The sequence below is a fragment of the Corynebacterium sp. HMSC05C01 genome (genome assembly GCF_001807155.1).
In the GTDB taxonomy this organism is placed as follows: domain Bacteria; phylum Actinomycetota; class Actinomycetes; order Mycobacteriales; family Mycobacteriaceae; genus Corynebacterium; species Corynebacterium coyleae.
This window is the reverse complement of sequence record NZ_KV787943.1, coordinates 38,479-58,155: the sequence shown is the minus strand read 5'-3', so window position 1 is coordinate 58,155 and position 19,677 is coordinate 38,479. Positions and strand designations below refer to the sequence as shown.

The window sequence follows — 19,677 nt, the reverse complement described above, 5'->3', positions numbered from 1 at the left end:
AGGGCACGCTGCAGGGGTTGCAGCTATGTGGCACGGGACACAATCGCAATCAAGGTGTCTCTTCTTATTTAGATTTTCTTCAAAAAGTGGAAAAATTACGAAACGAAAACCATTTACGCTGCTCAACGTATGTTTTTGTGTTTCGTAGTTTTGTTCGTTTCGTTTACGAGATTACGAAATGACCCGCAAATACCTACCGTGACCTGCGGTGATGTGTTTCGTATTTTTCTGCGTAATTTCACGTCGCCCGAAGCAGACACCCTGCCGTGTGCTTGCTGCAGGGCTGCGGCCGTCCCTCCATGTGGAGCGTCAGTGTCGATGCTGTAACTTAAACGTACATACATTTGTGGCGCTCTCGTTACGTGTCTGTGCATTGCCGAGCTCTTTACTGTTGTGTGTGGGCGCGCAGCCGTAGTGTCCGTGCCACTCCGAGTAGGGCGCGTCGTACCCCAAACCCATGTTCAATTAAATTCCAATCCAGAGAGGTCTTGCACTGTTGCGGTGCGGTTGTCTTCTTTCTCACCGTATTGGACCCTGCGAAATTAATTGGATACGATAGGCCCATGTTGATTTCAGGTTCCGTTTTCATGCGGCCGCTCACCAGCCGCTAAGGCGGTTTTCTCCCTCCCGCAGGTTAGAAACCGCTCCGGTCCTTTAGCCGGGCGGCCATTTGCCATGCCCGGCTCCCTTTCAAATCCAAGGAGCACACCCGATGTCTGCATACGGACACGGCCGTCACGAGCATGGCCAAAATTTTCTCACCAACCACAAGATCATCAACTCCATCATCGACCTTGTGAAACAAACCTCCGGCCCCATCATTGAGATCGGGCCAGGAAGCGGTGCCCTCACTCACCCGATGGCCCACTTGGGGAGGGCGATAACGGCAGTTGAAGTGGACGCAAAACTAGCTGCCAAACTCACAAAAAAGACCGCCTCGGCGTCGGTCGAAGTGGTCCATGATGATTTCCTCAACTTCCGGTTACCCGCCACTCCCTGCGTCATTGTGGGAAACATTCCCTTTCACCTCACCACTGCCATTCTTCGAAAGTTGCTGCATGCGCCAGCATGGACTGACGCTGTACTCCTCATGCAGTGGGAAGTCGCTCGCCGCCGGGCCGGGGTAGGCGCAAGCACGATGATGACGGCTCAGTGGTCCCCATGGTTCACATTTCACCTGGGTTCTCGGGTACCAAGGACTGCTTTCCGGCCACAGCCAAACGTTGACGGGGGGATCTTAGTGATCCGCCGGGTGGGTGACCCGAAGATCCCGATAGAGCAACGCAAAGCCTTTCAGGGGATGGTGCACACCGTTTTCACCGCCCGGGGACGCGGGATAGGGGAAATTCTCCGAAGGGCAGGGTTGTTTTCATCACGTTCAGAGACACAATCATGGTTGCGCTCGCGAGGAATCGACCCCGCAACCCTACCTCCCAGATTGCACACCAGCGACTGGATCGATCTCTTCCAGGTGACTGGTTCCTCTTCACCGCGCCATCGGCCCATTTCACAATCGGGAAGTAGTCAACGCCCTCCTCAACGGAAAAATCGAGGCCGGCGGCGGTAATCCCCCCACCACCAAAACCGAAATCCACCAGTAGTAGTGAACGACCCATGTTCGTCTACCGTGAGCCGCGTTATGGCAGTGACGTGTTCTCGTCGGGCACAGTCATAGTTCCCGGCGTTGCCAGCGACAGGGTTCTACACCCAGCAGCGGGACCGATCAAAATCACCCGCACGGGGAACGACCCTGCTGGTGGTTTCGATTTTGATGAAAGCGAGGAGACATAGCCCCTCGCCAACTCCCCGTAGCTGGCGAACAGTAGCTCCTGGCGCTGGCGCTCGTTGGTGAGTTTGCGTGCCACATCGAAAGCCTTATCGACTTCCCGGTCCAAGTTGTTGTGGGCCTTGAGCAGAATTGGGTCCATCGATAACGGGTTGTAGTGCTCCGCGAGTGACCGCTGGGGGTGCCGCTCGCGTGCCCGCAGCACCAACTGTCCAGCGTCGATGATTCGCTGCTGCGCCTTCTCATCTAGTTCACACAGAGCTGGTCCGCAGTTGTAGCTCCCGATGTACTCCGAAAAACGGAAAAAATAAATAGTGGGGATACATCAACCTTCCACTTTCCATTCTTCCGGCTCAGAGTATTGAGGGGTCTGGGACCGGGTCCGTAAACCCTTTATGTTTTTCGCGCACAGCGGTTTTTAGCGACGCACCCTATAGGTTTTCCGCAGAACCTATATGTGTTTCTGTGCACCCCCATATGTTGTCTGTTTCTAGCGGTATTTCGTTGTACTTTGCGCATCGAATAGTTATTTATCGACGACACTCCGTGGAGTTCAAGTTCAACGTGTAGTGCTTAACCTCTGCGATGAACTCTTTGATCCCGGGACGTGATGAGGACTGGGGCTATTGTGCTCCCCCCGAACGCTACGGCCCGGGGACACGAGGCTGTGTCGCAGGTGCAAGCGAGAGGACCAGGAGCGAAACACAGACCGCTGAGTCGACGCAGTCACGGTAAAGACGGAGCCGTCTAGGCGGTGCTCGAGGTTGCGCGAGATACGGTGACGCTGGGCGTCGGTAAGCGATGCGCATTCGGCGACATCGATGGAAAGCTGGACTTTGCCGTCCGTCGTGTCGACGCCCTGGCCGCCTGGAGTCGACGATTTCGCGAAACGCTCCGCGAGATCGGCGGCGATGACCGCACCGTCGGGGATCCCCGGGCCGGGCGCTATGGTCAGGTCGTTCATGCCGCCCAGCCTAGGTGCCCACAACCCTTTCTCGTCTCGGCGGAAGCGGAGACCGCGTCGCGACGGCCGGGATCCAGCCTCAGTATTATCCTCGTCACCGGTTGATTCGAACGCTTTTTGCTCCTCCTTCTCCCGTCGGGCTTCGATTTCAGCGGCCTCCGTCGGTGGCAGTGATCGCTGGATCCCTCGAACTACCGGTTCCGATCAGCGGTCGAAGGATTTTCGCAGCAGCCGGACCTGCGGCGCCGGTGCCGCCGCCGTAGCCTGACGAGCATCCCCGCCATGACGGCCATCACGACGGCGGTCCCGGCACCGATGATCCAGGGATTACCGAGGAGCCCACCGACGCCTGCAAGTGCTCCGCCCGCCGCGATGAACGGCAGGCCGCAGCAGAGCAGCGACGGAAGCGCGCAGCATGCCAGCAAGAGCAGCCCGGTCACTGCAGCGACGACGGGACCGGCGTGCCATTCGTCGCGGTCCTGATCGGCGCTCATCGTCTGCTTCAGGATGAGATCTCCCCGATTGCCTGTGTTGCCGTTCATGCGCAGCACGACAGCAGCGACGGGTCGGTGGTGAAGGCCTTCGCGGCGATCCGGATGCCCTCGGCCATGGTCAGGTAGGGGGCCCAGGCGTTGGCGACCTCGGCGACGGTCCTGCCGAGCACGTGGACGCCTGCGGCGGCGAGCTCCCCGGCGTCCTTGGCGACGGCGGTCAGGCCGAGGATCTCGTTCGTCTCGGCGTTCACGACGATCTTGATGAACCCGCGAGTGTCGCGGTTCACCAAGGCGCGGGGCACGTGGTGCAGGGGCAGGACGCGGCAGTCGCAGCGGATCCCCGCGGCGAGGACGTCCTTCTCGGTCATCCCGACCGCGCCGATCGCGGGCCCGGTGAACGTCACCCGCGGCAGGCGGGCGTAGTCGACGGACCGGTCGGCGTCGGCGAACGCGTTCTCGGCGACGAGGGTGCCGTGGTGGGCGGCGACGTAGACGAACTCGGGGTGCCCGGTCACGTCGCCCGCGGCCCAGACCCGCGGGTTCGAGGACTGCAGCCGGTCGGAGACGACCACCTCGCCGGAGTCTCCGGTATTCACCCCGACCGCATCGAGGTTCAGGCCATCGGTGACGGGACGGCGTCCGAGGGCGACCAGGACCTGGTCGGCGCGGAACTCCTGCGAGCCGCCGGACAAGGCGGCGGTCACGACGGCCTCGCCTCCCGTGCCGCGGGAGACCCGGGTGGGCACTGCGCGGCTGACGACGCGGATGCCCTCGTCGGCGAACACCTCCTGGAGCGCCTTCGACACCTCCGGCTCCTCCTTCGACGCGAGCCGGGACCGCACGAGCAGCGTGACCTGCGAGCCGAGGCGGGCGAACAGCTGCGCCTGCTCCAGGGCGACGTAGCCGCCGCCGAGCACCAGCAGCGACTCGGGAACCTCCGTCAGCTCCATCGCCGTGGTCGAGGTCAGGTATCCGGTCTCCTTCAGGCCGTCGATCGGCGGTGCCCACGGGCGAGAACCAGTCGCGACCAGGTAGTGGTGGGCCTCGATGGTCTCGACGCTTCCGTCGGATCCGGCAACATCGAGAACCGGCGCATCAGGGGTGCCCACGAACGAGGCGTCGCCGCGGAGGACCTGCCAGCCGTAGGAGTCGGCGACGTCGGCGTACTTCTCGCCGCGCAGCGACTCCACCAACGCTTGCTTCCCAGCGATCAGCGCGGGCATGTCGACGGGATCCGCCGTCGTCGCGATCCCGGGGAACCGGGTTGCGGCGTCGACCGCGACGTGCCGCGCGCCGGCCGCGGCAATGAGCGCCTTCGACGGGACGCAGCCCGTGTTCACGCAGGTGCCGCCGAGCGTCCCGCGCTCGATCATCACCACCGACTTCCCGAGCGTGCTGGCGCGGATCGCAGCGGCGAACGCGCCGCCTCCCGATCCGATGATGGCGAGATCGTACTTCGTAGGCATCGCTACTCCTGTCAACTCTTGGCTTTCTGCTCTGTCTCAGCCATACTGGACCTTCCAGTGCAGGGGAAGGTCAAGCGCGGCCACGGAGGGAGACAGCAATGTGGATCGGAGAACTCGCCGAGAGGGCGGGCACTACCGCGAAGACCCTTCGCTTCTACGAGGAACAGGGCCTTCTGCCCCCGACCGAGCGCACGCCGTCCGGATACCGCGACTACGCGCCCGAGACGGTCGCTCGGATCGACTTCATCCACCGCGGCCAGGCCGCGGGCCTCACCCTCGCCCAGATCCGCCAGATCCTCGACATCCGCGACGGCGGCCATGCGCCCTGCGAGCACGTGCGCGACCTGCTTGACGTGCGCCTCGCTGAGATCGAGCAGCAGATCGCGCAGCTCTCCGTGCTGCGCGACACTATCGCGGACCTTAGCCAGGACGCCGCGCACCCGGATCCTGAAACGTGCAGCACCGATCAAGTGTGTAGGTACTTGTAGACGGCGGGAGTCAATGACTCAAACGCTACAACCCCGATATGCGCTAGCGCATGTCGATGCCGCCGGTGCCCACCTCGATGATTTTGGTGGTGGCCGCGATAGCACACAGCAGCGGCATCGGGGCGGAGGCCTGCAGTGCGAAGTGGTGGACTCGGAAGGACGCGTTGTTCACGCCGATTTCGTCCGCAGCCTGGGTGATCTCCAGACGAGTCTTGGCGATCTTTTCCGCAGATGGCCCGCACTAGCTGCCGAAGGCGTAATGCCCGAAGCTTAAGAAGCCGAACGCTTTCATTGGATAACACTCCTTTTGATGGTGTTAACGAGAGGGGGTAACTTTGCAACGACATACCGTCGAGTTCAAGTTCAACGTGTAGTGTCCGGGCGGCTAATCAAGCAGACTTCGATACTGCTTACGCGCTTTCATTGAGTGGATGATGGCTTCAGTGCCGTCATCCCAGAGAAGAACGACAATCTCCAGCAACCGCATCGAGGAATCAAATCCGAGCCGAAGTTCGCGCTGCGGGTGATCCTCGTCGAGTGGCGCTTTATAAACGCAGCCTGAGGTGGCTGCAACAATTGAGTCTTCTGGTGCGATACCGTGCTTTTCAGCACTTCGGCGGACCTCGATCTCAAATAGCATTTCTTAGAGCCTCGCGGATAGCACGCGAACGTGACCAACCGTGAGAGGCGGCATACGCATCGAGGCTCGAGATTTCTGTAGGGGAGAGGCGGATGGAAACAACTTGCGCAGCTTCCTCATCCCGTGGTTTTCGCCCGCGCTTCCGAAGCATCTCCACGTCGTACCCCTTTTCCGCTTCGGCTACCCAGTCGTCAATCTGATCTTCGCTGATCGGCTTCCCGTTTATCGTCTTCATGCCAGATACCGTAATACGGAATTGCAGCTGACGCTGTGGTCTCAGGGTGGACAAACACTGATATTCGATCAAGTTCAAAATCAACGGGTAGCCTCTGGCCGCAAGAAGTGAATCCCGTAAACCAGCGTTGAGTTTGGTCTACAGTGGGAGAAACGGTGAGTTCACGGAAAAGAAAGGGATCTGCGATGATGCGTTTTGATCACCTCACTATCTTGACAACTGATCTTCAAGAGTCATGGGACTTTTATCGCGCCCTTCCGGATGCCGAAGTGAGTTCCCCAGAAGACGGATATTTCGAAGTCTCTTTTCACGAAAGCGTGATCGGAGTATTTCACTTGGTTACGTTCGCTGAAGCGACGAAAACTAGTCCCACTCAATCTGGTGGCGCAGTTATTCAATTTTCGGTTGACGATGTAGATGAATACTGGAGCAAACTGCCGACCGCTTACCGACAGAATGGATCATCGCCCCAGAAGATGCCCTGGCACACGTACTCTGGGTATATCTCTGACCCAGACGGCAACATTCTGGAGTTCTACAAGTCGTAGATTGGGACGCTCCAATCCTTTCTTTCACGTAGCGGTCATCCAGATCACAGGTGCCTGGCGGGACGTGGGTTACTCACCTGCATGTTTCTCTGGACAGCCTCGTACTTGGTAAGGCACGTTCTAGGTGGGACGTAAAAGGACTCAGTAATGGTTCGAACTAGGGGATTTCGGGTTGCCACCGTGTGGACTTGAGTTCCGAGCGCTGCTTTTTCGATTCGAGACGGCGTCGCACTGAGCTCCGTGTCGGCTTGGTCCTGCGCCGCGGGGGAGGAGGCGGGCCGAGCGCGTCGCGTAACAGGACAGCCATGCGGTGGCGTACCTCGGCGCGGTTGCGCACCTGAGACCGCTGGGTCGATGCGGTAACGGTAAGGACGGTGCCGTTTAGGCGAGGCTCGAGGTTGCGAAGGGCGCGGCGACGCTGGGGGTCGGAAAGCGATGAGCAAGCAGCGATGTCGATGGAAAGCTGCACCTTGCTGTCCGTGGTGTTGACGCCCTGTCCGCCTGGCCCCGTCGACTTCGCGAACCGCTCCGTCAGGTCGGCGGCGACGATAACCAGACCGCCGGGGATCCCTGGGCCGGGCGCGATGGTCAGATCATTCAAGCCGCCCAACCTACTGAGGGTTGATTCCTCATCAGACCCGCCGTGCGAGATCGGGGTAGTGTGCGACCACTCCGTCACCGTCGACCTTTAACTCGACTTCGACTCCACGTGTTCCGCTTGCGTATCGAACTAGTTCGGAATCGAGGGAGCTGTAGTACTAGTCTGACGCGATCACCTGGAGGGACGGCATATCAATCCCGGTGCTTTGTGGGTGCCGAGTTCGGTTGCGCCCAGGCCTTTGAGTCGCTCTACTAAGGATTCGCGCTCCGCTCCGCTAGCGTCGATGTGCATGTGGTTCTTGCCAGGCGTGGGATCGTCAACGCGCTGAAACCCTAGCGTCGGGGTGGAATCAACCATCACGAAATCGCCGTAATCCGCGGCGATTTCGCAGCCGGTTGCGGCCGCCCAGAACTCGGCGAGCCGGGACGGTTCGAGGCAGTCGAAAGTGATCTGGCGGATCGTGAAGTTGGGGTCGCTCATCGGCATCATTATGGGAGCGGGGCTAAGAAAGCGCAGCCTGGTGTCCGCGCGGGGACTCAGCCTTCCGGCGTAGTGGAGCGTTTTGAATCGCGAGGGTCACTCCCGCGAGAGCGTAAGAACTCGATGTCATAGCCTTTTTTGGCTTCGGCGACCCAAGCATCAACCTGATCTTCACTGATCGGCTTCCCGTTTATTGTCTTCACGGTAGCCACCGTAATGCGGGGCTTGCGACTGTGTGGTTGTGTAAAGTGGCTGTGCATTGCATTCGGGTGAGCACAAACTTAACGTTGTGCGTTATTGACGCTTCGCGTTATGGGGGATAGGGTGAGACATGATCCAGTCATTCGCTGACAAGGACACTGAGCGTCTGTGGAATCGAGAGCGGGTTCGCTCGATCGATTCCCGCATTCACTCAGTAGCGCTGCGCAAGCTTCGCCAGCTTGGGTACGCGCAGACTCTCGATGAGTTACGGATTCCCCCGGGAAATCGGCTCGAGGCCTTGAAAGGCGACCGGCGGGGTCAGTTCAGCATTCGAATCAACGACCAGTGGCGGATCTGTTTTCGGTGGTCCGCCGCGGGGCCAGAGGAGGTTGAGATCGTTGACTACCACTGACAAGCTCCCTCCGGTTCACCCGGGTGAGATCCTCATGGAGGATTTTCTCAAGGAAATGGAGATCACCCAGCACAAGCTGGCCGTCTCCATCGGCGTTCCACCCCGCCGCATCAACGAAATTGTTCACGGCAAGCGCGCTATTACTGCTGACACTGCCCTTCGTTTGGCGAAGTTTTTCGGGATGAGCCCCCAGTTCTGGCTCGGGTTACAGGCCCAGTACGACCTGGATGTGGCAGAAGACAAAATCCTCGCCGAGATCGAGCGGATTCAGCCGGTTCAGGCCGCCTCGGCGTAGGAAGTCAGAGACCCGACACGCGTCGCGCCATATCGGGGTAGTGGACGACAACCCCATCTTCGTCGACTTCGAGCTCTACATCGACTCCTCGTGTTCCGCTTGCGTAGCGAACTTTGTGTGAGTCGATTGAACTGTAGTACTGATCCGAGGCGATTACCTGGAGAGAGGGCATATCGATCCAGGCCATGATGAGCGGAGTCTTGGGGACATTCTCTTCGAGCAACCCGAGGCGCCGGATGGGCATCGTGTTTGTCAATGGGCATAGTCCGAGATCACAGTCCAGTGCAGTTTCAAGATCAGCTGGTTGCACAATGCCAGGGGATGGGAGACCGTTCGGCTGGGTACCCGATTCTTTAGTAGTCGATGTCCACTCGCCATCTTCGGACCGCGTGAGCTTAAGGTGGCGCTCCCAACCGTCGCCCACGACGTTGACCACCACGTTTTGAGTTACCCAGTTTTCTACAGCCCTCAGATCCCAGGTGGCTTCGTACCCTTCCCCGACCTGGGTACCGCTAGCCGTTAAGCCAGTTCGGTGAAACTGCACTCGGGCCTCGTTCTGGATTAAGGGGTTGTCTACGTGCTGCCATGTGTAAGTCTGTTCCATGCGCCGAAGCCTACTGACCCAGGGCGCTTGTGGTCGATGGCGACAGCTCTACGGAATCTGAGGTCGCTTCCTCGTCGACTTCAACTCCGAGCGCCGCTTCTTCGCTTCGAGACGGCGCCGTACCGAGCCCCTGGTTGGTTTTGTCTTGCGGCGCGGGGGAGGCGGCGGGGCGAGCGCCTCGCGCAGCAGGGCGGCCAACCGCTCGCGCGCCTCGGCGCGGTTGCGGACCTGTGACCGCTGGGACGACGCTGCCACGGTGAGGACGGTGCCGTCCAGGCGGTGCTCGAGGTTGCGCAAGATGCGGCGGCGTTGGGTGTCGGTAAGCGATGCGCACGTGGCGATATCGAGGGAGAGCTGCACCTTGCTATCGGTGGTGTTGACGCCCTGGCCGCCCGGGCCCGACGATTTGGCAAACCGCTCCGTCAGGTCGGCGGCGGCGATGACCACGCCGCCGGGGATCCCCGGGCCGGGCGCGATGGTCAGGTCGTTCATGCCGCCCACCCTACGTCCGAGCTAAAAATCGCGATAGATCTCGCGGCGATGACCGATTGAAAGCACTTCGATTGTGATTGTGCCGTCGTTGATGAGAGCGAGGATTCGGTATGTGCCGACGCGGTAGCGCCACTCGCCGGGCCGATTCGCGATGAGCCCTTTCCCAAATGCTCGTGGGTTGGTGCAACCTTCCAAGTTGTCTTTGATCCAGGTGGCGATAATCCGCGCGTCGAAGCGGTCCATCTTCTTCAACTGTTTGCGGGCGCGGGCTGTGAATTCGAGCTTGTACTCTCCTGCCGCTGCGTTCATTGAAAGTTGCTACTGATCGAGGTCGGCCAGAATTTCGTCGAGGCTGTAGCGCTCGCCGGTGTCGTGAGCGATGGCGTCGCGAAGCTCCTGTAAATCGTGCGCGTCCGCAATCTTCTCCAAGATCGCATCGCGGGCGAAGTCGGAAATAGTTACGCCCTCGAAGCGCGCGTACTTGCGCACTAGCTCGGCGTCATTGTCATCCATCCGGATTGTCATCGTTGCCATGGGTACCCCTTTCATCAAACTGAATACAGTGTATTCAGCGGGTGACTGGCGTGCAACGGTCAATCGAGGGCTCGACAACTTCCGCCCACACTGGCGCGCATGAAGACATCGCTTTACGTTTCGTTCCCCGGCAATGCCCGAGAGGCGATCGAGTTTTATCGCGGCGTGTTTGGCGGCGAGTTGAAGATCCTCACGTACGGCGAGCAGCTTGACCAAAGTGTGCAGTTCCCGTTCGATCCGCCTCGTGACGCGGTTGCGCACCGCACTTTGACCGGACCGTTCACAATCAGTGGTGGTGACGACCTGCAAAATCAGAAAGGCGCTCTCGACCGTGGCGTGTTTGGATTCACCGTCGACGTTGAGTCGGTGAAAGAAGGCGAGCGTCTCATCGAACGCCTTACCGCAGGCGGCGGCAAGGTCACTATGCCCTTCGCGCTGGCGCCATGGGGTGCGCATTTCGGAATGCTCGAGGATAAATTCGAGCTCGCATGGAACATCAGCACCGGAGACGGCCCCCGCTAACTCACCTTCCGCGGAAGCACCACGGCGGGGTACTTGCGCACGTATCCCACCGCGATGATCGCCAAAGCGGCCACGGCGCCGAGCATGGTTTCTGCGGTGCGGGCGAGCAGCATTGGGACGACTGGGGCGGCGTCGACAACTTGCACCATCAAAAGCGCGGTCGGCGTAATGAAGCTGGCAGCGATGGTGTAGTTGCGGGTCACGTACATCTCGGTCAGGTACTGCAGTACGACGATCCAGACCACAATCTGCCAGCCCTGCGGATGGTGCGACAGGAGGAAGCCGGTCACAGCGATGCCGGTCAGGGTGCCAAGGACACGCTCGATGGCACGGAAGTACTGCACCTTAAACCGGGAGTTCACCAGAGGAGCGGCGGCAGCGACCATGGCCCAGTACGAGTGGGAGAGGGGGTCGAAAAGCGTCACCGAAATCAGGCCTAAGGTTCCAGCGAGCAGCGGGGCGAAGAAGAACCGGTTCGCCTCGACCGCAAGGCGGCGGCGGGGCACCCGGCCAGCATCGGGGGCGCGGGTGGGGATCTCGCTTTCCTTCGCATCGCCGCCAGGGCCTTCGCCGATGAGGTGGGAAAACTGGCCCAAGATGAGGCATACCAGCGCGGCTCCTCCTGCGATGGCGCAGGCAAGCAACGGATGCACCGGGTTGCTCAATGAACCGACGGCGGCGACAGCAAAGATGACGAACACGGAGCCGGTCGGTTTCATATCGGTGGCCAAGGCGATCGTCGCCCACACTGATGAAGCGATGGAGGTGACAATTAGCAGGATCCAGGGGCTGACATCAAACCACGCGATGGTGGCGCCGAGGGTGACCATCAAGGTCAGTGCGGTGCCGGCAAGCATGTGGTGCTTCAGACGAACCTCGCGGGTGGCGTGGCGGCCATACACGCCGGTAAAAGCGCCGAAGTTCGCGTAGATGGCAAGGTCGAGCCGCCCGAGCGCCAGCAGGGTAAACATGGGGATGGCCACGCCGAGCGCGGTGCGGAAGGCGGGGATGTGGTCGCGTCGTGCAGGTCCCATCGTGAATAGTGGGCTGAAATGACGCAACCGAGGCCTCCTCAATATCGAACTTTTCTCATGCTGCCCTGCTAGGGCACTCGAAATACTCTAATGGTCACTTCAAAATGTTTCAGAAGAGGCCCGTTAAGGTTTGCGCATATGACTACAACCAACGAGATCAGGGTCGCGGAGGTGGGGACGCGGGGGTCGTCGCAAAGCTGCTGCGCGATTTCAACACGGAGTTTGATACCCCGGTTCCCGAAGGCCTTGAGGAGCGGTTTGCGCAGATCATCGCACACGACGACGCCTTCGTTCTCCTCGCCGGCGATATTGGTTTCGCCTACGTCACCCTGCGCCCGAGCCCGTATTACGACGGGCCGGTGGCGATGCTCGACGAGCTCTACGTCGCACCTGCCCACCGCAATCGCGGGGTCGGCACGGCGCTGCTGCAGCGGGTCTTCGAGGAGATCCGCAAGCACAGCGCCGGCGAATTACAAATCAACGTCGACGAGGTAGACACCGATGCGCGCCGCTTTTACGAACGCCACGGCCTGACCAACATCGAGCAAGGCTCCCGCATGCTGCTCTACATCCGGGAGCTTTAGGCCGGAAGCGATAGCTTTGCGACGAGCCCACCACCGGCCCGCGGCGCAAGCACCAGGGATCCGCCATGGGCGTTCGCGATCGCATCGACGAGTGCCAGCCCGAGCCCGTGGCCGGCACCTGCGGTGCGTTCGGCGCGCGCGAATGGTTCGGTCCAGGTTGCAACCTCGGCCGCGGAGTAGGCCTCGCCGCCGGATTCCACGGTGACCTCGGCGAAGCCGTCCACCTTGCGCAGGGTGAGCGCAGGGTCATGGCCGTGTGTAAGCGCGTTGCGCAGCAAGTTGTCCACTGCTTGGCGAGTCAGGGTGGGGGAGGCGTCCACGGTCACGGGCACGGTGTCGGCGAGAACGTCACGGTCGGCGCACACTTCGCGGCACAGTTCTGCCAGATCGAGGCGTTGCCGGTCGCGCACGTCCACGTTGGCCAGCTGGAGTAGGGCGGCGACGGTGTCGGCGCTGCGGGCGTTGACCTCGCGCACGCGGGTTAGCGTGGGACGCAGCCCGCCGTCGTCGCCGGTCAGGGCCACGTCTGCCATGGTCTGGATGGTTGCGATCGGAGTCTTCAACTCATGGGAGGCGTTGGAGGCGAACCGGCGCTGGCGCTCCACTGCGCCCGCCAATTCGTCGAGCATGACGTTGAGCGCGTCTGCGAGTTCGCCGACCTCGTCGTCGGGACCATGGTGGGTGATGCGGGCTGAGAGGTCGCCGCGGGTGACGGTGGCGGCGTCGTCGGCAATGTCGCGAAGAGGTTTGATCACCAGGCCTGCCACGAACCAGCCGATCACGCCCGCAAGCAGGGTCAACACGGCAAGCACCGACAGCGAGGCAACCAGGACGCGGCGCAAGATCTCGCTGGTGATCGGCACCGCGCCGTCGATGATGACACCGTCCTCCACCGTGGGGAAGGTGGCCGTTACCGGCACTGGGGTGAGCTTCAGGTAGGCATACACCAGACCGATCAGCGCCAACCCCATCCCAAGCACCGTGGCCACGAACATCACCGTGATGCGGGCTCGCAAACTCAGCCTCATCGTTCCTCCTCCGCCACGTAGTAGCCGGCGCCGGCCACGGTGTGCACGATGCGCGGCTCGCCTAGCTTCTTGCGCAGGTGCGACACCGTCACGCGCGGGGAGTTGGTGAACGGGTCCGCGTTTTCGTCCCACGCCTCCGCGAGCAGATCCTCGGCAGAGATCACCCCGCCGTCGGCCTCCATGAGTACCTCGAGCACAGCGAACTCTTTCGGGCTTAGCGGTACCGTCTCGCCACCACGGGTAACTTCGCGCCTGAAGGTGTCCAGGCGCACATCCCCGCAGCGATACACCTCGCCGCGCGCCGGGGCGTTGCGCTTCGCCAACGCATTAACCCGCGCGATCAACTCCGGCACCTCGAACGGTTTGGGCAGATAATCGTCGGCGCCGAGCCCGAAGCCTTCCAGCCTGTCGTCTAGGGATCCGGATGCGGTTAGCATGATCACCCGGGTCGCAGGATGCGTATCGACGACCCACCTGCACACCTCATCACCATGCAGCCCCGGCAGGTCCCGGTCGAGCACAACGACGTCGGGGCGGGTGTCGTCGATACGCGAACGTGCTTCGAGGCCGTCGTAAACGGCACTAGCCTGCATGTTCGCGTTGTTGAGCGCGGTGGCGATGGCGTCGGCGAGATAGGCTTCGTCGTCGACCACAAGTACCCGAATTGTCATGGCCCCGATCGTATCGGCGGGGGTGTTGCGTCCACGTTAACGTCACCGCAACATCTGGTTGCGTAACTTCCACAGCCATGCAGACCCGAAACGTAGGAATCGACGCCGCCCGCGCGGTGGCACTCGTCGCCATGATGGTCGCGCACCTCACCGTCCAAGAGGGCATCACCGCACAGGTGCTGTTCGGCTTCCCGGCCGCACTGTTCGCCTTCATCGCCGGTGTCTCAATGGGGTACATGCGCGCCCAGCCCGCCGAGTTCATCGTGCGCGGCATCCTTCTGATCGCCCTGCACTTCGCGCTCGCCCCATTTTCCGGGTCGATCGTGGTGGTGCTCGGCACCATCGGGGTCTGCATGGCGCTGCTCGCCTGGGCGCCACGCTGGGACACACCACTGTTGCTGTGGCTCGCGTGCGCCCTCGCCTTCGGATCGGCGGTGCTCGCGCCGTCGTCCTGGCCGTACCCACCCATGATGTGGGCCACGCTCATGATCGCCGGCATCCTGTTCAAACGCTACATGCCGTTGTGGCCCGGCCTCGTGGTCGGCGGGGCGCTGTTCGCCCTGGATGTGGCGCTGCGCTGGACCACACCGTTGCCACCGCTTCTCGACGCCACCGGACACACCGGCGGGCTCATAGACGTTGTGGGCAGCGTGGGGGCGTCGATAAGCATCTGCGCCCTGTGCTGCCTGGCGCAACGGTGGCTCGGATGGCTCGCGCCGCTGGGGCGGATGCCGCTGACCCTGTACTGCATCCACGTGCTCACCGCCGAATGGCTCAACGTCTGGGTGACCGTGGGCGGCGCCATCGTGATCGCTTACGTATGGCTCGCGATATTTCAGCGCGGGCCGCTTGAAACTGTAATTCGCCGCATCACCGCGGTAGTGAAGGAGAACAATCGTGAAAAAGTACGTAGCTAGCCTCGCCGTCGCAGGCGCCCTCGTCGCCCAGCCAGCATGGGCGATGGAAAGCACCACCTTCGCCGGTGATGCCGACGAGGCCAAGCCCGTGGTCTCCGTGCGTGTCGACGACTCCGACCCCGACGACGGCGTCTGCACCGGCACCGCCATCGACCCCCACTGGGTGATCACCGCCCGCCACTGCGTCGAGGCTGCCGCCAAGCCGGGCGGATCGGTGCGCACCGGCCAGGGCGACGACCAGCGCGTCTACAAGGTCGACCGCCACGAGATCGCCCCGCGCGGCGACATCGCCCTGCTCCACACCGAAGAGGAAATGCAGCTAGACACGTTTGCAGAGGTTGCCGACGAGATCCCCGCTGGCGCAGTCAACATCTACGGCTGGTCCTCCGACGGCTCGGGCGGCTCCACAAAGCTGCCCTCCGCCGAGGCCGAGGTGCGTGGCGATTCCCCGCTCGCCCTTTTCGACGCCCCAACCGCCCTCGAGGTCGCCCTCAAGAACGGCGCCCGCATCCAGCCGGGCGACTCCGGCGGCGCCATCTTCGCCGACGGCAAGGTCGCTGGCGTCATGTCGGCCGGTCTGTTTGAGGATCCCGAGAACCCGACCGAGGAGGAAATGACCTCCAACGCCGCCGTCGCGGTGGCGCCGGTCGCGGAGCAAGCCGAGTGGATCCGCAGCGTTGTTGGTGGTGAGGCGGCAGACTCTTCCGCGACCGCCTCTCCGGAATCGCAGGCTGAGCCATCGGCGTCCTGGCGTAACGTTGCCATCGGCCTGGGCGTTTTGGCCCTCGTGGTTGCTGGCTTTCTGGTGCTGCTGCGTCGCCGTTCTAACTAAGCGTTGTGTTTAGGGGGCTTTGTTGAGTGTTACTGTGCTACTCGGTTTCTTTCGCCGGGTAGCGCACCTTTTTGTCGTCGCCGACGGTGGCGCCGTCGTTGAGCTTCGCGGGGGTTAGGGTGGGGCCGTGCTGGGTCATGCCCATGATGTGCTGCACGTCGTCGCCGTGGGCGAGGAGGTGGTCGGCGATGATGCGGCGATGGCAGCGCCACCACACTGCTTCCGAGCACATGATCGCCGTTGGGGTTTCGATGGCCTGGTCTCTGAGTTCTGCGAGGGCTTGCGCGAACTCGTCGCCAAGCGCGTGGTCCGCGTAATTGTGGAAGCTGCGGTTGCGCCAGTTTCCGTTGACCTCAAAGGGGATGGTTTTGGAGACGTTGCGCCGCCCGGTAAGGCCTTCGCTTCGGGAGTAGGCGATGCCGTGCTCGGGTAGGTTTTCGGCGAGGTGGGCGTCGTTGAACCAGGGGTACTTCTTGGAGCCGGGGAGTTTGCGCACGTCCACGATGGAGCGCACGCCGGAAGCCTCGAGCATGTCAGTGAACTGGTCAAACTCGAGGTTGGAATGGCCGACGGTGAAGATACGCATGCCTTCGAGGGTAGGCACCGTTAGGCGCCCTTGGGTATTGGCGGGCTACCAGGTGGGTAACCCGGCGGGTAAAGGGCAGGGTCGAGTGTCCCGGTCCGGGCGCAGTCGCATCTTCCTTTGGCTGCGTAAATTCTGCTGACTGCGGAGTGTTTCGCGGGTACTGATTGGTTGTATTTCAGCGGGTCAAAGGGGTGTTTTCGGTACCCGGCTTTGCCTGTTTGGGGGTCGTAATCCATGTACCCCTTGTTCAAGGAGCCGTCTCTGTTGTCGTTGTTGCACCTGTGGTGTTCGCGGCACAGTCCGGTGAGGTTTTCGATGTCCGTGTTGCCGCCCTTGATCCAGGCAAGGATGTGGTGGGCTTCGCACTCCGTCATTGGGGTCGTGCAGCCGAGCCAGGAGCACACGCCTTGGATGGCGAACATTGCGATGCGCTGTTCGACCGACGCGAGTCGTGTGGTCCGGCCCATCCACAGTGGCACTGAGGTGACGCCGTCGACTTGGAGGAGGAAGTCGGTGGTTCCGTCCATGCCGAGGCGGATGAGGTCGAAGCAGTCGACTTCGATGCCGGTGTTGGTGTCGTAGAGCATGGAGGCGTCGCCGTCGGCAAGGTCGTCGAGCGTCATCGAGATCACCACCGAGGCCGCGCCACCGTTCTTCTTCTGGCAGTCCTGTTCGTACTGCTGGAAGATGGCGAAGAACTGGTCGAAGCGCCGCTGTCGTGGGGTGCGGGAATCGACCTCGTTGTGCTGGTCGGCGGGCAGGTTGGAGTTCGGCGCGAGACCTTTGTCCGCGTGCGCCTTGATCAACGCGGCGGCGCCGGCGGTGGCGTTGATGAGGATGTCTACGGTGCCATCTGCTTTACGACGACCAAACGACAAACCTCGGTTTTCATACCCCGCATTCGGGTTCGAGTGGGGAGCGTGCTTCCGGTTCGCTTCGGCCACGGCGCGGCGGACGAACTGGCGGAGGTCTTCCGGGCTGCGCAGGAGCGCTTCGGCCATGGCGTCGGCGTAGATGCGGGTGCGCTCGCCGGCGGCGGCCTTGAGAAGTTTGTCCAGTTCGCGCCGGATGATGTCTTGCTTTTCGGCGCTGACTTGGGAGGAGTTCTTGCGGGCGTCGTCTTGCTGCTGCTCCTGACGGTCCTGCTGCTCCTGACGGTCCTCGTCCGCAGCACCAAAAAGGTCGTCATCCTGTTCTTCCTCCACAGGGGGAGCGGCAGGTTCCGGCGGTGGGCCAAACAGCAGGCGTCCGCGCTCGAGGCGGTTGTAGGCTTCGCCCTTCGACAGGTCGAGGTACTGCTGGAGGTATGCGTTGGGGTAGTTGGCGCCAACGATGCGGCCGGCGTCGTCGCGTTCGGCAATAAAAGCGAATGCGGCGTCGATGGTTGCCTTCTTTTTAAATTGTTCTTCCAGGCGTTCCATGTCGCGGCGGATGTCGTTGAATGCGAGGGTGGAGGGGTCGTCGAAAAGCGAGCTTAATGTGCGAAGCGCAGCGGAAATCTCGTTGACGCATTGAGTGATGGTGCTGGTCATGGCCCCTCCTTTCGTGAGTTGTCATAAACCTATCAACCCCTCACGACATCAACCCGACCCATTCGAACACGCATTCGAACATTTAAAGAATCTCCACACTCTCGTAGCGCCCAACGCGAAGCGCACCAACCGGCATTCCAGCGTCGGTCTGGAAGTGCATGTACTGCGGCGCAACGGTCAGTCGGGCGCGTTGTCCAACGACCTTCTCCCAATCGAGGTTTTGGAGGTACTGGTGGCCACGGGCGCCGATTTCCCGACGCCCCAGGGCCACGGAATCCGTGGACTTTGTGTACGCGGATCCGGCGTGGTTGTAATCCGTGAACTCCTGGGGAGAATCCAGCTCAAGCAGGAAGTATTCACTCGAGGGGTCCTCGCCGTTTGGCATGCCTTCGGGTTGCAGCTCGGCACCAGTTTTCATCACCACAGTGCCCTCGATAACAACGTCCTCGCCACCGACGCGCTCGACAGTGCTTTCCTCCAGGTGAACGGTAAGTTCGCCAGTTTCAAGCGGTGCTCGGTCTTCGAGTGTCATCCAGTCAATGACCAGGTGTAGCGGAGACGGATTCATAGCGTAGAAATCAGAGGATTCCTGCGATGCAACCAACGAGGCGCCCTCCAGATCCACCCAGGTACTTTGGCCCTCGCCCGTGCCCGAAGAGTGCGTGGTCTGGTACAGGCCACGCTCGAGCTGGGAGGCATAGAGACCAGCCCGGAAACCCCCGGCACCAGCAGCGCCGTATACGAGTGATTGATCAGCAACTTCCAGCGACCCACCGTCCGTGGTGAACACCAAGACACTGGCATAACGGTCCGAGTGCATGTTGTCGCCCCACTGGCTGAGCAGCAGCTCCGGGTTTCCGCCACCGTTGGCTTCAACGAGCGCATAGTTGTAATTACCGTTCAGCGTGAAGTCTAATTCGCCATCCGTGGCCAGCGGAACATCGAAAATTTGCTCGCCAGGCGCGTCGAGGACTTTCTCGTACAGCTCGCGCCAATTGCTTGTCGACGACCCCTTCTCACCATCCGACACATCTTCCCCTTCAACCTCCGAGCCGTCAGGGTTGACCCACTTCACGGAGGTCTCGACCACGGTCTCCCGTGAATCCCCACCCGCGCAGGCGGAGACGAACGCAACGGAACTGGCAGCAACAAGCGCAAGGGCGCGACGCAATATCATGCGTCAACTCTAACCGCCGTGCACAGGAAATATCCGGCTATTTCCCAAGTTCTTTGCGGCGTTCGTACGCGAGCTTGAGGCGCTTCGCGCGTTCCTTCTTGTCCTTTTGTAGCAGCTCTTCGAGGACTTCATCCTCTTCTTCAGAGATGTTGAACACGGGGAACCAGGTGATCATCAGAACACCAGTTATCGGCCAGACTGCCCACGCGTAATCCCAGTCGAAGCCAATTTGGAGGATGAAGTATGTGAGGGCGCCGAGGACACCGGTTGCGACCATGGCGGCATCCATCTTCTTTTTCGCCGCGAGTTTTTGCTCCAGTTCGATCTCAGAAACGGACGGCTTTGCGGGGGCTGCAGGTTGGTCTGGGAGATCGTCGAAAAGCGTTGCAAGCTCGCCACGTGTGCGCGCTACTGCAGCCTGCCCTGTGCGTTCTTCGAACTCGCTCACGTCGAGGTAGCCGTCGGCGAACAGTGTGCCCAACCTGTCCAGGGCTGCTGAGCGCTCCGAATCGCCTACACGCACATCGTCCATGTTTGCCTCCAATTTGTGCTTG

Annotated in this window: 28 protein-coding genes and 3 pseudogenes; 10 read left to right on the top strand and 21 right to left on the bottom strand. The window is 61.4% G+C overall.

The genetic code is table 11. The features are described 5' to 3' along the window. Positions 1 to 182, top strand: a 182-nt coding sequence (locus tag HMPREF3145_RS11920; RefSeq protein WP_210384136.1) for a hypothetical protein, incomplete at its 5' end; no start/stop codon positions are given. 530 nt (positions 183 to 712) lie between these two features. After that, a complete protein-coding gene (gene erm / locus HMPREF3145_RS02375) occupies positions 713 to 1,567 on the top strand; it encodes a 23S ribosomal RNA methyltransferase Erm (protein WP_070421659.1) in 855 nt (284 codons plus the stop codon). Between the two features lie 70 nt (positions 1,568 to 1,637). Here erm and HMPREF3145_RS11975 read toward each other — a convergent pair whose 3' ends face one another. The 4 genes from HMPREF3145_RS11975 to merA all read right to left on the bottom strand — a co-directional run bounded on the left by HMPREF3145_RS11975 (position 1,638) and on the right by merA (position 4,710). After that, positions 1,638 to 1,991, bottom strand: coding sequence for a type IIL restriction-modification enzyme MmeI (locus HMPREF3145_RS11975; protein WP_016423158.1), 354 nt, complete (start codon positions 1,989 to 1,991; stop codon positions 1,638 to 1,640). A gap of 354 nt (positions 1,992 to 2,345) precedes the next feature. Further along, the gene (locus HMPREF3145_RS11970; RefSeq protein WP_371325690.1) at positions 2,346 to 2,750 is read right to left on the bottom strand and encodes a peptide chain release factor I; all 405 of its coding nucleotides are present in this window, start codon (positions 2,748 to 2,750) and stop codon (positions 2,346 to 2,348) included. Between the two features lie 191 nt (positions 2,751 to 2,941). Next, positions 2,942 to 3,292 carry a hypothetical protein gene (locus HMPREF3145_RS02360; protein ID WP_070421658.1) on the bottom strand — a complete coding sequence of 117 codons (351 nt, stop codon included), beginning with the start codon at positions 3,290 to 3,292 and terminating at the stop codon, positions 2,942 to 2,944. Then, positions 3,289 to 4,710 (bottom strand): mercury(II) reductase, encoded by a 1,422-nt coding sequence (merA, locus tag HMPREF3145_RS02355; protein WP_070421657.1) that lies wholly within the window; start codon positions 4,708 to 4,710, stop codon positions 3,289 to 3,291. The genes HMPREF3145_RS02360 and merA overlap by 4 nt, the downstream gene beginning before the upstream one ends. 98 nt (positions 4,711 to 4,808) lie before the next feature. On the opposite strand from merA, the gene HMPREF3145_RS02350 reads away from it, so the two are divergent. Continuing rightward, positions 4,809 to 5,198, top strand: coding sequence for a heavy metal-responsive transcriptional regulator (locus tag HMPREF3145_RS02350; RefSeq protein ID WP_005290994.1), 390 nt, complete (start codon positions 4,809 to 4,811; stop codon positions 5,196 to 5,198). Between the two features lie 46 nt (positions 5,199 to 5,244). Here the strand turns inward: HMPREF3145_RS02350 and HMPREF3145_RS12130 are convergent. From HMPREF3145_RS12130 to HMPREF3145_RS02335, 3 genes and pseudogenes are all read right to left on the bottom strand, one after another. Beyond that, a pseudogene (locus HMPREF3145_RS12130) lies at positions 5,245 to 5,490 on the bottom strand (alkane 1-monooxygenase); the annotation flags it as partial. 93 nt (positions 5,491 to 5,583) lie between these two features. Then, a complete protein-coding gene (locus tag HMPREF3145_RS02340; protein WP_070421656.1) occupies positions 5,584 to 5,838 on the bottom strand; it encodes a hypothetical protein in 255 nt (84 codons plus the stop codon). After that, positions 5,828 to 6,073, bottom strand: a complete 246-nt coding sequence (locus HMPREF3145_RS02335; protein ID WP_070421655.1) for a ribbon-helix-helix domain-containing protein — start codon at positions 6,071 to 6,073, stop codon at positions 5,828 to 5,830. The genes HMPREF3145_RS02340 and HMPREF3145_RS02335 overlap by 11 nt, the downstream gene beginning before the upstream one ends. A gap of 185 nt (positions 6,074 to 6,258) precedes the next feature. Here HMPREF3145_RS02335 and HMPREF3145_RS02330 point away from each other — a divergent pair, with 185 nt between their 5' ends. After that, positions 6,259 to 6,621, top strand: coding sequence for a VOC family protein (locus HMPREF3145_RS02330; RefSeq protein ID WP_070421654.1), 363 nt, complete (start codon positions 6,259 to 6,261; stop codon positions 6,619 to 6,621). Between the two features lie 157 nt (positions 6,622 to 6,778). On the opposite strand, the gene arfB (HMPREF3145_RS02325) is transcribed toward HMPREF3145_RS02330, so the two are convergent. From arfB (HMPREF3145_RS02325) to HMPREF3145_RS02320, 3 genes and pseudogenes are all read right to left on the bottom strand, one after another. Further along, positions 6,779 to 7,222: an alternative ribosome rescue aminoacyl-tRNA hydrolase ArfB gene (arfB, locus tag HMPREF3145_RS02325; protein ID WP_070421667.1), complete on the bottom strand. Its 444-nt coding sequence runs from the start codon at positions 7,220 to 7,222 to the stop codon at positions 6,779 to 6,781. Between the two features lie 31 nt (positions 7,223 to 7,253). Continuing rightward, positions 7,254 to 7,322: pseudogene (locus HMPREF3145_RS11965) on the bottom strand (hypothetical protein); the annotation flags it as partial. 71 nt (positions 7,323 to 7,393) lie between these two features. Continuing rightward, positions 7,394 to 7,702 carry a VOC family protein gene (locus HMPREF3145_RS02320; protein ID WP_070421653.1) on the bottom strand — a complete coding sequence of 103 codons (309 nt, stop codon included), beginning with the start codon at positions 7,700 to 7,702 and terminating at the stop codon, positions 7,394 to 7,396. A 331-nt stretch (positions 7,703 to 8,033) separates the two neighbouring features. Here HMPREF3145_RS02320 and HMPREF3145_RS02315 point away from each other — a divergent pair, with 331 nt between their 5' ends. Together HMPREF3145_RS02315 and HMPREF3145_RS02310 are read left to right on the top strand one after the other, a co-directional pair. Continuing rightward, positions 8,034 to 8,315 (top strand): type II toxin-antitoxin system RelE/ParE family toxin, encoded by a 282-nt coding sequence (locus HMPREF3145_RS02315; protein WP_005290974.1) that lies wholly within the window; start codon positions 8,034 to 8,036, stop codon positions 8,313 to 8,315. A 34-nt stretch (positions 8,316 to 8,349) separates the two neighbouring features. After that, positions 8,350 to 8,610: a HigA family addiction module antitoxin gene (locus HMPREF3145_RS02310; protein WP_070421666.1), complete on the top strand. Its 261-nt coding sequence runs from the start codon at positions 8,350 to 8,352 to the stop codon at positions 8,608 to 8,610. 4 nt (positions 8,611 to 8,614) lie between these two features. Here HMPREF3145_RS02310 and HMPREF3145_RS02305 read toward each other — a convergent pair whose 3' ends face one another. From HMPREF3145_RS02305 to relB, 4 genes are read right to left on the bottom strand one after another with little or no spacing between them, the layout of a single operon-like run. After that, the gene (locus HMPREF3145_RS02305; RefSeq protein ID WP_083279341.1) at positions 8,615 to 9,214 is read right to left on the bottom strand and encodes a putative glycolipid-binding domain-containing protein; all 600 of its coding nucleotides are present in this window, start codon (positions 9,212 to 9,214) and stop codon (positions 8,615 to 8,617) included. Positions 9,215 to 9,262: 48 nt separating this feature from the next. Next, entirely contained in the window at positions 9,263 to 9,706 is a 444-nt protein-coding gene (arfB, locus tag HMPREF3145_RS02300; RefSeq protein ID WP_070421652.1) for an alternative ribosome rescue aminoacyl-tRNA hydrolase ArfB, read from the bottom strand. Between the two features lie 21 nt (positions 9,707 to 9,727). Further along, positions 9,728 to 10,015 (bottom strand): type II toxin-antitoxin system RelE family toxin, encoded by a 288-nt coding sequence (locus HMPREF3145_RS02295; RefSeq protein WP_070421651.1) that lies wholly within the window; start codon positions 10,013 to 10,015, stop codon positions 9,728 to 9,730. Between the two features lie 9 nt (positions 10,016 to 10,024). Continuing rightward, positions 10,025 to 10,240 (bottom strand): type II toxin-antitoxin system RelB family antitoxin, encoded by a 216-nt coding sequence (relB, locus tag HMPREF3145_RS02290; RefSeq protein ID WP_070421650.1) that lies wholly within the window; start codon positions 10,238 to 10,240, stop codon positions 10,025 to 10,027. Positions 10,241 to 10,339: 99 nt separating this feature from the next. Here relB and HMPREF3145_RS02285 point away from each other — a divergent pair, with 99 nt between their 5' ends. Further along, positions 10,340 to 10,762 (top strand): VOC family protein, encoded by a 423-nt coding sequence (locus HMPREF3145_RS02285; RefSeq protein WP_083279339.1) that lies wholly within the window; start codon positions 10,340 to 10,342, stop codon positions 10,760 to 10,762. On the opposite strand, the gene HMPREF3145_RS02280 is transcribed toward HMPREF3145_RS02285, so the two are convergent. Continuing rightward, the gene (locus HMPREF3145_RS02280) at positions 10,759 to 11,796 is read right to left on the bottom strand and encodes an FUSC family protein (protein ID WP_070421648.1); all 1,038 of its coding nucleotides are present in this window, start codon (positions 11,794 to 11,796) and stop codon (positions 10,759 to 10,761) included. The genes HMPREF3145_RS02285 and HMPREF3145_RS02280 overlap by 4 nt on opposite strands. A 138-nt stretch (positions 11,797 to 11,934) precedes the next feature. Here HMPREF3145_RS02280 and aac(3)-XI point away from each other — a divergent pair. After that, a pseudogene (gene aac(3)-XI / locus HMPREF3145_RS02275) lies at positions 11,935 to 12,380 on the top strand (aminoglycoside N-acetyltransferase AAC(3)-XI). Here aac(3)-XI and HMPREF3145_RS02270 read toward each other — a convergent pair. Both HMPREF3145_RS02270 and HMPREF3145_RS02265 read right to left on the bottom strand, forming a co-directional pair. Then, entirely contained in the window at positions 12,377 to 13,408 is a 1,032-nt protein-coding gene (locus tag HMPREF3145_RS02270; RefSeq protein ID WP_070421647.1) for a sensor histidine kinase, read from the bottom strand. The pseudogene aac(3)-XI and the gene HMPREF3145_RS02270 overlap by 4 nt on opposite strands. Beyond that, a complete protein-coding gene (locus HMPREF3145_RS02265; protein WP_210384137.1) occupies positions 13,405 to 14,073 on the bottom strand; it encodes a response regulator transcription factor in 669 nt (222 codons plus the stop codon). Before HMPREF3145_RS02265 ends, HMPREF3145_RS02270 begins: the two co-directional genes overlap by 4 nt. 83 nt (positions 14,074 to 14,156) lie before the next feature. On the opposite strand from HMPREF3145_RS02265, the gene HMPREF3145_RS02260 reads away from it, so the two are divergent. Together HMPREF3145_RS02260 and HMPREF3145_RS02255 are read left to right on the top strand one after the other, a co-directional pair. Continuing rightward, the gene (locus HMPREF3145_RS02260) at positions 14,157 to 14,996 is read left to right on the top strand and encodes a DUF418 domain-containing protein (RefSeq protein ID WP_070421645.1); all 840 of its coding nucleotides are present in this window, start codon (positions 14,157 to 14,159) and stop codon (positions 14,994 to 14,996) included. Then, on the top strand, positions 14,977 to 15,828 hold the full coding sequence (locus HMPREF3145_RS02255) for a trypsin-like serine protease (RefSeq protein WP_070421644.1): 852 nt from the start codon (positions 14,977 to 14,979) through the stop codon (positions 15,826 to 15,828). The genes HMPREF3145_RS02260 and HMPREF3145_RS02255 overlap by 20 nt, the downstream gene beginning before the upstream one ends. Before the next feature lie 37 nt (positions 15,829 to 15,865). Here HMPREF3145_RS02255 and HMPREF3145_RS02250 read toward each other — a convergent pair whose 3' ends face one another. The 4 genes from HMPREF3145_RS02250 to HMPREF3145_RS02235 all read right to left on the bottom strand — a co-directional run bounded on the left by HMPREF3145_RS02250 (position 15,866) and on the right by HMPREF3145_RS02235 (position 19,655). Next, on the bottom strand, positions 15,866 to 16,414 hold the full coding sequence (locus HMPREF3145_RS02250) for a DUF488 domain-containing protein (protein ID WP_070421643.1): 549 nt from the start codon (positions 16,412 to 16,414) through the stop codon (positions 15,866 to 15,868). 20 nt (positions 16,415 to 16,434) lie between these two features. Next, the gene (locus HMPREF3145_RS02245) at positions 16,435 to 17,946 is read right to left on the bottom strand and encodes an HNH endonuclease signature motif containing protein (RefSeq protein ID WP_070421642.1); all 1,512 of its coding nucleotides are present in this window, start codon (positions 17,944 to 17,946) and stop codon (positions 16,435 to 16,437) included. A gap of 82 nt (positions 17,947 to 18,028) precedes the next feature. Next, positions 18,029 to 19,123 carry a hypothetical protein gene (locus HMPREF3145_RS02240; protein WP_070421641.1) on the bottom strand — a complete coding sequence of 365 codons (1,095 nt, stop codon included), beginning with the start codon at positions 19,121 to 19,123 and terminating at the stop codon, positions 18,029 to 18,031. A gap of 37 nt (positions 19,124 to 19,160) precedes the next feature. After that, positions 19,161 to 19,655, bottom strand: coding sequence for a DUF1707 SHOCT-like domain-containing protein (locus HMPREF3145_RS02235; RefSeq protein WP_070421640.1), 495 nt, complete (start codon positions 19,653 to 19,655; stop codon positions 19,161 to 19,163). Between the last annotated feature and the right edge of the window lie 22 nt (positions 19,656 to 19,677).

Excerpts from the sequence above, each read along its gene's own strand:
- HMPREF3145_RS02285 (WP_083279339.1), top strand. The coding sequence starts at position 10,340 with ATGAAGACATCGCTTTACGTTTCGTTCCCCGGCAATGCCCGAGAGGCG.
- HMPREF3145_RS02260 (WP_070421645.1), top strand. The coding sequence starts at position 14,157 with ATGCAGACCCGAAACGTAGGAATCGACGCCGCCCGCGCGGTGGCACTC.
- HMPREF3145_RS02310 (WP_070421666.1), top strand. The coding sequence starts at position 8,350 with ATGGAGGATTTTCTCAAGGAAATGGAGATCACCCAGCACAAGCTGGCC.
- arfB (WP_070421652.1), bottom strand. The coding sequence starts at position 9,706 with ATGAACGACCTGACCATCGCGCCCGGCCCGGGGATCCCCGGCGGCGTG.
- HMPREF3145_RS02295 (WP_070421651.1), bottom strand. The coding sequence starts at position 10,015 with ATGAACGCAGCGGCAGGAGAGTACAAGCTCGAATTCACAGCCCGCGCC.
- HMPREF3145_RS11970 (WP_371325690.1), bottom strand. The coding sequence starts at position 2,750 with ATGAACGACCTGACCATAGCGCCCGGCCCGGGGATCCCCGACGGTGCG.
- relB (WP_070421650.1), bottom strand. The coding sequence starts at position 10,240 with ATGGCAACGATGACAATCCGGATGGATGACAATGACGCCGAGCTAGTG.
- HMPREF3145_RS02235 (WP_070421640.1), bottom strand. The coding sequence starts at position 19,655 with ATGGACGATGTGCGTGTAGGCGATTCGGAGCGCTCAGCAGCCCTGGAC.
- merA (WP_070421657.1), bottom strand. The coding sequence starts at position 4,710 with ATGCCTACGAAGTACGATCTCGCCATCATCGGATCGGGAGGCGGCGCG.
- HMPREF3145_RS02330 (WP_070421654.1), top strand. The coding sequence starts at position 6,259 with ATGATGCGTTTTGATCACCTCACTATCTTGACAACTGATCTTCAAGAG.
- HMPREF3145_RS02340 (WP_070421656.1), bottom strand. The coding sequence starts at position 5,838 with ATGCTATTTGAGATCGAGGTCCGCCGAAGTGCTGAAAAGCACGGTATC.
- HMPREF3145_RS02270 (WP_070421647.1), bottom strand. The coding sequence starts at position 13,408 with ATGAGGCTGAGTTTGCGAGCCCGCATCACGGTGATGTTCGTGGCCACG.
- HMPREF3145_RS02305 (WP_083279341.1), bottom strand. The coding sequence starts at position 9,214 with ATGGAACAGACTTACACATGGCAGCACGTAGACAACCCCTTAATCCAG.
- HMPREF3145_RS02360 (WP_070421658.1), bottom strand. The coding sequence starts at position 3,292 with ATGAACGGCAACACAGGCAATCGGGGAGATCTCATCCTGAAGCAGACG.
- HMPREF3145_RS02315 (WP_005290974.1), top strand. The coding sequence starts at position 8,034 with ATGATCCAGTCATTCGCTGACAAGGACACTGAGCGTCTGTGGAATCGA.
- HMPREF3145_RS02245 (WP_070421642.1), bottom strand. The coding sequence starts at position 17,946 with ATGACCAGCACCATCACTCAATGCGTCAACGAGATTTCCGCTGCGCTT.
- HMPREF3145_RS02350 (WP_005290994.1), top strand. The coding sequence starts at position 4,809 with ATGTGGATCGGAGAACTCGCCGAGAGGGCGGGCACTACCGCGAAGACC.
- HMPREF3145_RS02320 (WP_070421653.1), bottom strand. The coding sequence starts at position 7,702 with ATGAGCGACCCCAACTTCACGATCCGCCAGATCACTTTCGACTGCCTC.
- erm (WP_070421659.1), top strand. The coding sequence starts at position 713 with ATGTCTGCATACGGACACGGCCGTCACGAGCATGGCCAAAATTTTCTC.
- HMPREF3145_RS02240 (WP_070421641.1), bottom strand. The coding sequence starts at position 19,123 with ATGATATTGCGTCGCGCCCTTGCGCTTGTTGCTGCCAGTTCCGTTGCG.
- HMPREF3145_RS02250 (WP_070421643.1), bottom strand. The coding sequence starts at position 16,414 with ATGCGTATCTTCACCGTCGGCCATTCCAACCTCGAGTTTGACCAGTTC.
- HMPREF3145_RS02335 (WP_070421655.1), bottom strand. The coding sequence starts at position 6,073 with ATGAAGACGATAAACGGGAAGCCGATCAGCGAAGATCAGATTGACGAC.
- HMPREF3145_RS02280 (WP_070421648.1), bottom strand. The coding sequence starts at position 11,796 with ATGGGACCTGCACGACGCGACCACATCCCCGCCTTCCGCACCGCGCTC.